The sequence below is a fragment of the Streptomyces humidus genome (genome assembly GCF_014649655.1).
In the GTDB taxonomy this organism is placed as follows: domain Bacteria; phylum Actinomycetota; class Actinomycetes; order Streptomycetales; family Streptomycetaceae; genus Streptomyces; species Streptomyces humidus.
Genome location: NZ_BMTL01000024.1, coordinates 138,200 through 150,210 on the forward strand (window position 1 = coordinate 138,200; position 12,011 = coordinate 150,210).

At 70.4% G+C, this 12,011-nt stretch carries 11 protein-coding genes; 8 read left to right on the forward strand and 3 right to left on the reverse strand.

Features of this window, described 5'->3' with window-relative positions; translation table 11 throughout:
* The first annotated feature begins 566 nt into the window (after positions 1-566).
* From IE239_RS26760 to pstB, 7 genes are all read left to right on the forward strand, one after another.
* Positions 567-2,798 carry an RNA degradosome polyphosphate kinase gene (locus tag IE239_RS26760; RefSeq protein WP_190151952.1) on the forward strand — a complete coding sequence of 744 codons (2,232 nt, stop codon included), beginning with the start codon at positions 567-569 and terminating at the stop codon, positions 2,796-2,798.
* Positions 2,779-4,116, forward strand: coding sequence for a CHAD domain-containing protein (locus IE239_RS26765; protein WP_229878325.1), 1,338 nt, complete (start codon positions 2,779-2,781; stop codon positions 4,114-4,116). Before IE239_RS26760 ends, IE239_RS26765 begins: the two co-directional genes overlap by 20 nt.
* Before the next feature lie 7 nt (positions 4,117-4,123).
* Positions 4,124-4,555 carry an NUDIX hydrolase gene (locus tag IE239_RS26770; protein WP_190151953.1) on the forward strand — a complete coding sequence of 144 codons (432 nt, stop codon included), beginning with the start codon at positions 4,124-4,126 and terminating at the stop codon, positions 4,553-4,555.
* Positions 4,556-4,941: 386 nt separating this feature from the next.
* Positions 4,942-6,075: a phosphate ABC transporter substrate-binding protein PstS gene (gene pstS, locus IE239_RS26775; protein WP_190151954.1), complete on the forward strand. Its 1,134-nt coding sequence runs from the start codon at positions 4,942-4,944 to the stop codon at positions 6,073-6,075.
* A gap of 137 nt (positions 6,076-6,212) precedes the next feature.
* On the forward strand, positions 6,213-7,232 hold the full coding sequence (gene pstC, locus IE239_RS26780) for a phosphate ABC transporter permease subunit PstC (RefSeq protein ID WP_190151955.1): 1,020 nt from the start codon (positions 6,213-6,215) through the stop codon (positions 7,230-7,232).
* A complete protein-coding gene (gene pstA, locus IE239_RS26785) occupies positions 7,229-8,284 on the forward strand; it encodes a phosphate ABC transporter permease PstA (RefSeq protein WP_190151956.1) in 1,056 nt (351 codons plus the stop codon). Before pstC ends, pstA begins: the two co-directional genes overlap by 4 nt.
* Positions 8,285-8,368: 84 nt before the next feature.
* A complete protein-coding gene (pstB, locus tag IE239_RS26790) occupies positions 8,369-9,145 on the forward strand; it encodes a phosphate ABC transporter ATP-binding protein PstB (protein ID WP_190151957.1) in 777 nt (258 codons plus the stop codon).
* Positions 9,146-9,523: 378 nt separating this feature from the next.
* Here pstB and IE239_RS26795 read toward each other — a convergent pair whose 3' ends face one another.
* Together IE239_RS26795 and IE239_RS26800 are read right to left on the reverse strand one after the other, a co-directional pair.
* Positions 9,524-10,522, reverse strand: coding sequence for an inorganic phosphate transporter (locus IE239_RS26795; protein WP_190151958.1), 999 nt, complete (start codon positions 10,520-10,522; stop codon positions 9,524-9,526).
* Positions 10,523-10,529: 7 nt separating this feature from the next.
* Complete coding sequence (locus IE239_RS26800; protein WP_069770624.1) at positions 10,530-11,150, reverse strand: DUF47 domain-containing protein; 621 nt, start codon at positions 11,148-11,150, stop codon at positions 10,530-10,532.
* 215 nt (positions 11,151-11,365) lie between these two features.
* Here IE239_RS26800 and IE239_RS26805 point away from each other — a divergent pair, with 215 nt between their 5' ends.
* Positions 11,366-11,752, forward strand: coding sequence for a metal-sensitive transcriptional regulator (locus IE239_RS26805; protein ID WP_190151959.1), 387 nt, complete (start codon positions 11,366-11,368; stop codon positions 11,750-11,752).
* Here the strand turns inward: IE239_RS26805 and IE239_RS26810 are convergent.
* A complete protein-coding gene (locus tag IE239_RS26810) occupies positions 11,738-11,926 on the reverse strand; it encodes a hypothetical protein (protein ID WP_190151960.1) in 189 nt (62 codons plus the stop codon). The two genes, IE239_RS26805 and IE239_RS26810, sit on opposite strands and share 15 nt — an antisense overlap.
* Positions 11,927-12,011: the final 85 nt, after the last annotated feature.

Consider the following 12,011-nt stretch of genomic DNA (forward strand, 5'->3'; position numbering starts at 1 on the left):
ACGGTTCGCCCCACGATCTTTTCGGACCCGTCCCCACTGCTTGCACGCCCTTCCCCCGCCTGTCCACACGCCGCTCCCCCGCGCCCTGCTCGCACGCCGTACCCCGCGCCCCGCCCGCCCTTCGACGCCCCGCCCTTCGAGCCCCAAGGCCCCGGCCGTCTCGAGCCCGTCGGCCATCTCGAGCCCTCCGGTGTCCCAGGAGCCCACAGCCCGCACCGCCTGACGTCCAGCGGCCCGCCGCCCCCGCCGCCCGACGTCCAGCGGCCCCACGTGACGTACTACAGGCCCGGCCTCCTGCGCGAGACACTCCCTCTGCCCGGGCCCCGACCCACCCGACCCCCGCGAGCCGCCCCCCGATATCCCGCACGCCATGTCTCCGTAACCGTCGGTTAAGACGACCTTGCGAGGCTCGGCGAATGAAGCCCGCCGTGCCCGAGCCTTCGCCGCCTCCCGAGGGAATCCAGCCGGGAAACCAGCAGGGAATCCAGCCCCACGGAAGCTCCGCCGCGATCCCGCCCGCACGTTCCGACGCGCCTGTCTCGCTCTTCGCGCGGAAGAATGGGTACATGAGCCAGTCAGACACCCAGGCCGAGGTCCAGCACGCGCAGCCCTCCGTGGGCTCCATAGCCGCGCACCGCCCGCACACCGTGGCTGCCGTCGTCTCCGATCTGGAGCCCGACATCGACGCCGACCTCGACACCTACGAGGAGGCGCCCTACGACGGCCCTCAGCTGCCGCAGGGTCGTTTCCTCGACCGGGAACGCAGCTGGCTCGCGTTCAACGAGCGCGTCCTGGAACTCGCCGAGGACCCGAACACGCCCCTGCTGGAGCGGGCCAACTTCCTCGCGATCTTCGCCAGCAACCTGGACGAGTTCTTCATGGTGCGGGTGGCCGGCCTGAAGCGCCGCATCGCCACCGGCGTCGCCACCCGCTCCGCCTCCGGCCTCCAGCCGCGCGAGGTGCTGGAGATGATCTGGGCCCGCTCGCGCGAGCTCATGGCCCGCCACGCCGCGACCTACCACGAGGACATCGCCCCCGCGCTCGCCGAGGAGGGCATCCACCTGGTCCGGTGGAGCGAGCTCACGGAGAAGGAACAGGCGCGTCTGTTCACCCTCTTCCGGCACCAGATCTTCCCGGTCCTGACCCCGCTGGCCGTCGACCCCGCGCACCCCTTCCCGTACATCTCGGGTCTCTCGCTGAACCTCGCGGTCGTGGTGCGCAACCCGGTCAGCGGCCACAAGCACTTCGCGCGCGTCAAGGTGCCGCCGCTGCTGTCCCGCTTCCTGGAGAGCTCACCCGGCCGTTACGTCCCCATCGAGGACGTCATCGGCGCCCACCTCGAGGAACTCTTCCCGGGCATGGAGGTGCTGGAGCACCACGCCTTCCGGCTCACCCGCAACGAGGACCTCGAGGTCGAGGAGGACGACGCCGAGAACCTCCTCCAGGCCCTGGAGAAGGAGCTCATGCGGCGCCGCTTCGGGCCGCCGGTGCGCCTTGAGGTCGAGGAGTCCATCGACCGCGAGGTCCTCGACCTGCTGGTGCGCGAGCTGAAGGTCAGCGAGGCCGAGGTCTACCCGCTGCCCGGCCCGCTCGACCTCACCGGCCTCTTCCGCATCCACGGTCTCGACCGGCCCGAGCTGAAGTACAAGAAGTTCATCGCCGGCACCCACCGCGACCTCGCCGAGGTCGAGTCGGCGTCCCCGCCGGACATCTTCGCGGCGCTGCGCAGCCGGGACGTCCTGCTGCACCACCCGTACGACTCCTTCTCGACGTCCGTGCAGGCGTTCCTGGAGCAGGCGGCCGGCGACCCGGACGTCCTCGCCATCAAGCAGACCCTGTACCGCACCTCGGGTGACTCGCCGATAGTCGACGCGCTCATCGAGGCCGCCGAGTCCGGCAAGCAGGTCCTCGTCCTGGTCGAGATCAAGGCCCGCTTCGACGAGCACGCCAACATCAAGTGGGCGCGCAAGCTGGAGGAGGCCGGCTGCCACGTCGTCTACGGCCTCGTCGGCCTGAAGACGCACTGCAAGCTGTCGCTGGTGGTCCGCCAGGAAGGCGACACGCTGCGGCGCTACTGCCACGTCGGCACCGGCAACTACCACCCGAAGACGGCCCGTCTCTACGAGGACCTCGGTCTGCTCACCGCCGACCCGCAGGTCGGCGCGGACCTCTCCGACCTCTTCAACCGGCTCTCCGGCTACTCCCGCCGCGAGACGTACCGCCGTCTCCTGGTCGCCCCCAAGTCGCTGCGCGACGGCCTGATCTCGCGCGTCGACAAGGAGATCCAGCATCACCGCGCGGGACGGCCGGCGCATGTCCGCATCAAGGTGAACTCGATCGTCGACGAGGCCCTCATCGACTCCCTCTACCGGGCCTCGCAGGCGGGCGTGCCGGTCGACGTGTGGGTGCGCGGGATCTGCGCGGTGCGTCCGGGCGTCCCCGGGCTGTCGGACAACATCCGGGTCCGCTCCATACTCGGCCGCTTCCTGGAGCACTCCCGGGTCTTCGGCTTCGGCAACGGCGGGGAGCCCGAGGTGTGGATCGGCAGCGCCGACATGATGCACCGCAACCTCGACCGGCGTATCGAGGCCCTGGTCAGGGTCACCGACCCGGGCCACCGGGCGTCCTTGAACCGGCTGCTGGAGACCGGCATGTCCGACGGCACCGCCTCATGGCACCTCGGCCCGGACGGCGAATGGACCCGGCACTCGACCGACGCGGACGGCGGCCCCCTGCGCAACGTCCAGGAGATGCTCATAGACGCCCGGAGGCGCCGGCGTGGCACAGCGACACCATGACCTGACCGGCCCCGCGGCCGGGCCCGCGGCGACGGGGGACGCCCTCGCGGGCTACCTCCGTGCCCAGGCCACGGAGTTCCTCCGCGCGCTGCGCCTGCACCGGGAGTCGGGGGGCGCCGCGTCGCACGGCTCGTCGCCCGCGGGCGGCCCCGCGGGCCGGGCGCATCCACGCGCGGGGGAAGCCGGCACGGCGGGCGGCCCGCCCCAGGACCGGGTGGACGCGGTGCGCGCCCTGCGCCGCTCGGCCCGCCGCATCAGCGGCAGCCTGCACACGTTCCGCCCCCTCCTCGACCCCGAGTGGTCGGAGGAGATGCGGCCCGAACTGGCCTGGCTGTCGGGCACGTTGGCGCTGGAGCACGCGTACGGGGCCCGACTGGAGCGACTGCTGCTCGCACTGAACCGGCTGTCGGGTTCGACGCCCACGCCGTCTCCCGCGCAGACGCCGGTCCCCGGGACGCCCACGGCCACGCCGAAGCCGCTACCGGCCCAGGCCCACGCCCGATCCCAGGCCCAGGCCCAGACGCAGCCGCACACACAGGCACAGCAGCAGGTACACCAGCAGACGCAGGTACACGTACGCGTACAGGCACAGACGCAGGCACAGACGCAGGCGAGCGGCGCGGCCGGTCAGGCGCTGGGGGGCGGCCGTGCCGGCGCCCAGCCCGCCGCCCCGGACCGCGGCAACCTCACCGTGGGCGCCGCGAAGGCGGGCGCCCTCCTGGACCGTCAGCTCACCCTCGCCCGCACCCGGGCCCACTCCACCGCGCTGCAGGCCCTCGGCTCCTCCCGCTTCCACGCCGTCGCCGACAAGGTCGCCGTCCTCGCCAGCGAGGTCCCTCTCACGCCCGCCGCCCTCACCGCCGACCTGCGCCCCCTGGCACGGGCCGCGGAGGAACGGCTCACCGACGCGGTCACCGCACTTCCGCTGATCACCGCGGGCAGCCCGTACAACGCGGAGGCCCTGATCCACGGCCTCTCCCCGGACCCGGCGCCGCATCCGCAGGACGCGCCCTGGCACCAGGTCCGCCTCCTCCTGCGGCTGCACCGGTACGCCTGTGAGGTCGTCCACGACAGCGGCGCCCCCCTGGACGCCCGGCTGCTCACCGCGGGCCAGGCCCTCGACCGGCACCGCGACGCCTCGGAGGCGGCGGCCGCCGCGGCTCAGGCGGCCCGCACCCCGCGTATCGCGCCCGCGACGGCGTACGCGCTCGGCGTGCTCCACGCCGACCAGCGCCACGAGGTGGAGGCGGCCCGGTACGCGTTCCAGCGGTCGTGGCAGAAGCAGACCATCGGCACACCCTGGCCGGACGGGCGGTGAGAACCGGATGAGCACGGCGAGAGACCCCGACGACGCCGTCGTCCAGGCGGCCGGCTGTGTGCTGTGGCGCCGTTCCCCGGCGGACGCCACTCTGGAGGTGTGTCTCGTGCACCGCCCCAAATACGACGACTGGTCGCACCCCAAGGGCAAACTGAAACGCGGCGAGGACCCGCTCGCGGCCGCCTTGCGCGAGGTCGAGGAGGAGACGGGCCACCGAGCCGTCCCCGGCGTCCGCCTGCCGACCGCCGAGTACGAGGCGAACGGCCGCCCCAAGGAGGTCCGCTACTGGGCCGCCGAGGCCGTGTCCGGCGCTTTCGCCCCGAACGACGAGGTCGACCGCCTCCTCTGGCTGCCCCCGCCGGCCGCCCGCGACCGGCTCACACAGCCGAGGGACCGCTTTCTCCTGGACGCCCTGCTGCACGTCCTGCACCTGGCCTGACAGGTACCGAGGGGACCGCGACCGGCCCCCTGCGACCCCGCCCCTCCCCCGGCCCATTCCCGCTGCGCCCTGCACGAAGGCTCTCGGCTCCCGCCGCGACGGAGGCCGGATCCCGTCCGGAGCACCGCGGCCCCTCCCCTGGACGGGCCTCGACCGGAAACCACCCCGTGTCCTCGACGTGAGCGTTCCGTGACCTAACCACAACGTCCCCAGGGGTTCACCCGCCGTTCATTCACGCCCGTAAGCGCCTTCACCTGATCTGCCTAATTTCGGCCTTACGCGGTGCGGCTCGCGACCAAGCGGGACGTGTCCGTACCAAACAGACTTCGCACACTCCGCACGCCGCCGGATTTCAGGACGGCGGCTCCTGGAAGGACCTCCCCCAAGTGAAGCTTCAGCGCATGAACCGGCGGGCTCTCTCCCTCGGTGCTCTCGCCGTCTCCGGCGCCCTGGCCCTCACGGCGTGCGGCTCCGACGACACCGGCTCCGGCAAGAGCGGCGGCAGCAGCTCCTCCGCCACCGCGGCCGCCGGGTCCATCAAGTGTGACGACGCCAAGGGCCAGCTCCTCGCCGACGGCTCCTCCGCGCAGAAGAACGCGATCGACGCCTGGGTGAAGAACTTCACCCAGGCCTGCTCCGGCGTCCAGGTCAACTACAAGGGTTCCGGCTCGGGCGCCGGCGTCACCGCGTTCACGCAGGGCCAGGTCGCCTTCGCCGGCTCGGACTCCGCGCTGAAGCCCGACGCCGTCGCCGCCTCCAAGTCGGTCTGCAAGGGTGGTCAGGGCATCGACCTGCCGATGGTGGCCGGTCCGATCGCCGTCGCCTACAACGTCTCCGGCGTGGACAACCTGGTGCTCGACGCCTCCACGATCGCCAAGATCTTCGACGGCAAGATCACCAACTGGAACGACGCCGCGATCGCCAAGCTCAACCCCGGCGCGAAGCTTCCCGACCTGAAGATCCAGCCGTACCACCGCTCCGACGAGTCGGGCACGACGGACAACTTCACCAAGTACCTGATCGCCGCCGCCCCGAGCGACTGGAAGTACTCCGGCGGCAAGGCCTGGCAGGCCAAGGGCGGTCAGGCCGCGGCCGGCTCCTCCGGTGTCGCCCAGGGCGTCAAGCAGACCAACGGCGCGATCGGCTACATGGAGCTGTCCTACGCCAAGGACGGTCTGGGCACGGTCGCCGTCAACACGGGCGCCTCGGCCCCGGTCAAGCCCTCCTCCGACGGCGCCACCAAGGCCGTCGCCGCCGCGAAGGTCGTCGGCACCGGCAGCGACCTGTCCCTGAAGCTGGACTACAACACCAAGGCCGACGGCGCCTACCCGCTCACCCTGGTCACGTACGAGATCGCCTGCGACAAGGGCAACAAGGCAGACACCCTGCCCGCCACCAAGGCGTTCCTGCGCTACATCGCCAGCACGGAGGGCCAGGGCATCCTCTCGGGCATCGACTACGCGCCGATCCCCGACTCCATCATCTCCAAGGTCCGCACCACCATCGAGGGCCTGAGCTGATCTGAAGGGTGCGGTCCGGCCGGGGGAACCCGGTCCGGACCGCACCCGTCCGGTGCACCGCCGCCAGGGGCCACTCGCGATCCGGCCCCACCCGAGCCGCCCACACCCGCCGGCGGCTCCGCAGACCGGAGATCCCCATGGACATATCGACGCAGCAGACAGACACGGACGACACCTCACCTCCCACGCCCCCGCCGCCTCCGTCGGCCGAGGAGAAGCGTGCGGCCCGCGGCGCCACCCGGCCCGGCGACCGGATCTTCCTCGGTCTCTCCCGCGGCTCGGGCATCTTCCTGCTGGTGATCATGGCCGCGATCGCGGTCTTCCTCACCTACCGGGCCTACCTGGCCATCAGCAAGGACGAAGCGAACTTCCTCACCGCGTTCGAGTGGAACACCAGCCTCCTGCCGCCGAAGTTCGGCATCGCGGTGCTGGCGTTCGGCACGGTGGTCTCGTCGATCATCGCCATGGTCATCGCGGTCCCGATCGCCGTGGCCATCGCCCTGTTCATCACGCACTACGCCCCGCGCCGGATGAGCGGCCCCGTCTCGTACGTGATCGACCTGCTCGCCGCCGTGCCGTCCATCGTGTACGGCCTCTGGGGCGCCCTGGTCCTCGTACCGCACATGGACGGCCTGTTCGGCTGGCTGAACGACTACCTGGGCTGGACCGGCGTCTTCTCCTGGGACCAGGGCGCCCCGCGCTCGATGCTCACGGTGGGCATCCTGCTGGCCGTGATGATCCTGCCGGTGATCACCAACGTCAGCCGCGAGGTCTTCCGTCAGGTCCCGCAGATGCACGAGGAGGCGGCCCTGGCGCTGGGCGCCACCCGCTGGGAGGTCATCCGCATGTCGGTGCTCCCCTTCGGCCGCTCCGGCGTGATCTCGGCCTCGATGCTCGGCCTGGGCCGCGCCCTCGGCGAGACGATGGCGGTCGCCACCGTGCTCTCCCCCGACTTCGACATCCACGCCAGCCTGCTGAATCCCGGCGGCGGCACCTTCGCCCAGAACATCGCCAGCAAGTTCAACGAGGCGACGGAGTTCGGCCGTGACGCGCTCATCGCCTCCGGTCTGGTCCTGTTCGTCATCACCCTGCTGGTCAACGGCGCGGCGCGCATGATCATCGCCCGTCGCAAGGAGTACTCGGGGGCCAACGCATGAGCCACGCAAGCGCAGTAGCCGACAAGACCCCCAGCACGCTCCGCGGCGCGAGCCTCCCCAAGTGGTTCCCCTGGGCCCTCGCCGCCGGCTCGCTCGCCCTCGCGGCCGTCATCGGCGTCGCCGGCGGCCTGGACAGCAAGGTCCAGTGGGGCCTGATCGCCGGCATCCTCTTCGTCCTCGGCACCTACGGCATCGCCGCGAAGGTGGAGGGCAGCCGCCAGGCCAAGGACAGGATCGCGACCAGCCTGGTCTGGGTGGCGTTCCTGCTGGCCGTGGTCCCGCTCGTCTCGCTCCTGTGGACGACGGTCGCGCGGGGCGTGAAGGTCCTCGACGTCTACTTCCTCACCCACTCGATGGGCGTCGTCGCGGACAGCGAGCCGGGCGGCGGCATCTACCACGCCATCCTCGGCAGCCTGGAGCAGGTCGGCCTGGCCACCGTGATCGGCGCCCCGATCGGCATCCTGACGGCGATCTACCTGGTGGAGTACGGCCGCGGCAACCTGGCCAAGGCGGTCACGTTCTTCGTGGACGTGATGACCGGCATCCCCTCCATCGTGGCCGGTCTGTTCATCCTCAGCCTGATGCTGATGCTGGACATGCAGCCGTTCGGCTTCGCGGGCTCGCTGGCGCTGGCGATCCTGATGATGCCGGTCGTCGTACGCTCGACCGAGGAAATGCTGAAGCTCGTCCCGAACGAGCTGCGCGAGGCGTCGCTCGCCCTGGGAGTCCCCAAGTGGCGCACGATCCTGAAGGTGGTGGTCCCGACGTCGATCGGCGGCATCATCACGGGCGTGATGCTGGCGATCGCCCGCATCGCCGGTGAGACGGCCCCGGTCCTGCTCCTGGTCTTCGGCAACCCGTTCATCAACGCGAACCCCTTCGAGGGCGCGCAGGCGTCGCTGCCGCTGTACATCTACCAGCAGTACGCGCAGAGCGCGGGTTCGACGGCGGCCTACGACCGCGCCTGGGCGGCGTCGCTCACGCTGATCGCCTTCGTGATGATCCTGAACCTGCTGGCTCGGGGCCTCGCCCGCTGGAAGGCCCCACGTTGACACTGTGCGGCCACCGCCGCGTGGCCGGGTCGCTGAAGCGGCCACAGCGACTGATCCACACGACCGGGAAGTGAAGTAGAAGACATGGCCAAGCGAATCGACGTAAGCGGACTGACCGCCTACTACGGATCACACAAGGCGATCGAGGACATCTCGATGACGGTCGAGCCGCGCTCGGTGACGGCGTTCATCGGCCCCTCCGGTTGCGGCAAGTCGACGTTCCTGCGCACCCTGAACCGGATGCACGAGGTGACCTCCGGCGGTCGCGTCGAGGGCAAGGTCCTCCTGGACGACGAGGACCTCTACGGCGCGGGCGTGGACCCGGTGTCCGTCCGCCGCGAGGTCGGCATGGTCTTCCAGCGTCCGAACCCCTTCCCCACGATGTCGATCTTCGACAACGTGGCGGCGGGCCTCCGCCTGAACGGCAGCTACAAGAAGTCCGAGCTCGCGGACGTCGTCGAGAAGTCCCTCAAGGGCGCGAACCTCTGGAACGAGGTCAAGGACCGCCTGAACAAGCCCGGCTCGGGCCTGTCGGGCGGCCAGCAGCAGCGTCTGTGCATCGCGCGGGCGATCGCGGTGGAGCCGAAGGTCCTGCTGATGGACGAGCCCTGCTCGGCCCTCGACCCGATCTCCACCCTCGCCATCGAGGACCTGATCGGCGAGCTGAAGGAACGCTTCACGATCGTCATCGTGACGCACAACATGCAGCAGGCCGCCCGCGTCTCGGACCGCACGGCGTTCTTCAACCTGGCCGCGGTCGGCCAGCCCGGCCGGCTGATCGAACTCGACGACACGGAACGCATCTTCTCCAACCCGTCGGTCCAGGCCACGGAGGACTACATCTCCGGCCGCTTCGGCTGACCCGAAACCCCTCGCGGTGCTGCATGGCGGTGCCACCGCGAGGCCGCATGAGCCCGCCCCCTGACTCTTGGGGGGCGGGCTCACGGCGTCCGGGGGCGGGCGGGAACCGCCCCGGGCAGGAAAAGCGCAGCACAGCGCCGCGCCCGGGAGTCAGGGGACCGACGGCCACCGACGGGGCGGGGACAGGGGGTGCAGGGGACGAAGTCCCTGGCCAGGACCGGAGCGGAGCACCGGGACGCCCGTCACCCCGCCACCCACCGGGTCGAGCGGGCGGGTGCGCGGGCGTGTGGACGGGCGGGCGGGTGCGCGGGCGTGTGGACGGGCGGGCGGGTGCGTGGGCGTGTGGGCCTGTGGGCCTGTGGGCGGGCCAGAGCCGCCCTACAGAAAGGCCAGGTCCACGACCCAGAACGCGCACGCAGCCACCAACGCGGCCGCCGGCATGGTGATGAACCACCCCAGAACGATGTTCTTGGCGACCCCCCACCGCACGGCGTTGACCCGCTTGGTCGCCCCGACGCCCATGATCGCCGAGGTGATCACATGCGTCGTGGAGATGGGCGCCTTGAACAGGAAAGCCGTCGTGAACATGATCGACGCCCCCGTCGTCTCCGCGGCGAACCCCTGCGGCGGATCGAGCTCGATGATCTTCCGCCCGAGCGTCCGCATGATGCGCCACCCACCCGCGTACGTCCCCAGTGACAGCATCACCGCGCAAGCGATCTTCACCCACACCGGGATCGGATCGTCCGCCCCCTGCACATCGCCGATGACCAGCGCCATCACCACGATGCCCATCGTCTTCTGAGCGTCCTGCAGACCGTGCCCCAGCGCCATACCCGCGGCGGAGACGGTCTGGGCTATCCGGAATCCGCGCTTCGCCTTGTGCGGGTTGGACCGCCGGAACAGCCACAGGATCGCCGTCATCACGAGATAACCGACGAGGAGCCCCACCAGCGGCGAGAGGAACATCGGAATGACGACCTTGTCGAGCACGCCGGACCAGATCACGGCCGTGCCGCCCGCGAGCGCGGCCCCCACCATCCCGCCGAACAACGCGTGCGACGACGACGAGGGCAGCCCGAAGTACCAGGTGACGAGGTTCCAGACGATCGCCCCGATCAACGCGGCGAACAGGATCCCCATCCCCTTGGACCCGGAGGGAGTCTCGATCAGCCCCTTGCTGACCGTATGCGCGACGCCGCTCCCCAGGAACGCGCCGGCGAGGTTCATCACCGCGGCCATCGCCAGCGCCGCACGCGGCGTCAGCGCGCGGGTGGAGACGGAGGTGGCGATGGCGTTCGCCGAGTCGTGGAAGCCGTTGGTGTAGGTGAATCCGAGCGCGACGCCGATGGTCACGACCAGAGCAAAGGTGTCCATGAAAGGTTCAGGACTCCTTGACCGCGATGGTCTCCACCGTGTTGGCCACGTGCTCGAAGGCGTCGGCGGCCTCCTCCAGCACATCCACGATCTGCTTCAGCTTGAGCACCTCGATGGCCTCGTACTTGCCGTTGAAGAGATGCGCGAGCAGCTTGCGGTGGATCTGGTCTGCCTGGTTCTCCAGCCGGTTGACCTCGATCCAGTACTCGGTGAGGTTCTGCATGGTGCGCAGGTTCGGCATGGCCTCGGCCGTCAGCTCCGCCGCCCGTGCCAGCACCTCGATCTGCTGCTCGACGCCCTTGGGCAGTTCCTCCACGTTGTAGAGGACGACCAGGTCGACGGCCTCCTCCATGAAGTCCATGATGTCGTCGAGGGAGGACGCGAGGTTGTAGATGTCCTCACGGTCGAAGGGCGTGATGAACGAGGAGTTCAGCTGGTGGAAGATCGCGTGCGTGGCGTCGTCACCTGCGTGTTCCGCGGCCCGCATACGCTCTGCGATCTCGGCCCGGGCGGAGGTGTCCGCCCCGAGGAGTTCCATCAGGAGTTTCGAGCCCGTGACGATGTTGTCCGCGGACGCGGCGAACATGTCGTAGAAGCTCGTCTCCCTGGGGGTCAGACGAAAGCGCACGTGGGGTCCTCAAGATGCATCGGTTTCGGTCAGGCTGATGCTAGGCGCATCATCCGGCCACGACTAATGGGCCGTCCACCAGTGTCGCCCATCGCGCACGAAGACCGGCAGGGGGGCGACCACCGCAGTGCGGCCGGGGGCCGGCCGCCCGCCAAAGTTCGGTAGGATATACCCAGTAGGGGTATATGTCTGGAGCTGGAGCGCTGGAGGACACGATGACGACCACCGAGACCGGCGCGGAAGCCCCCTCCACCCCCGGGGCGGACCGCGCCCCCGATCCCGCCGCCGTGGCCGAAACCGACCGGCCCGCCGCCGCGACGGTCCACGGCTACCACGACCAGAAGGCCGAACACCTCAAGCGCCTGCGCCGCATCGAGGGCCAGATCCGCGGCCTGCAGCGCATGGTGGACGAGGACACCTACTGCATCGACATACTCACCCAGGTGTCGGCGTCCACCAAGGCCCTGCAGTCCTTCGCCCTGCAACTCCTGGAGGAGCACCTGCGCCACTGCGTCGCCGACGCGGCGCTCAGGGGCGGCGACGAGATCGACGCGAAGGTGGAAGAGGCGACGAAGGCGATCGCCCGGCTACTGCGCACCTGAGCCGCCGGACCCGTCCGGCTCCTCGCCCACCCGCAGCACCAGGTCGATGCTCTCCATGCTGAGCCGTTCCCCGCCGGCCGCCGAGGCCGCGATGATCAGCTCCCCGCACAGTTCGATCTCGGCGAGGGCCACGTGGTCCTGAACTGCCGCACCGCCGCCCGGAGCCACGCGCATCACCTCGTCCCTGCCGTCACCGGCTTCCTAGAGTAGGGAGCGCTGCACACCCCGCGCATGGCACGGACGGGCTAGTCCTTGTGTC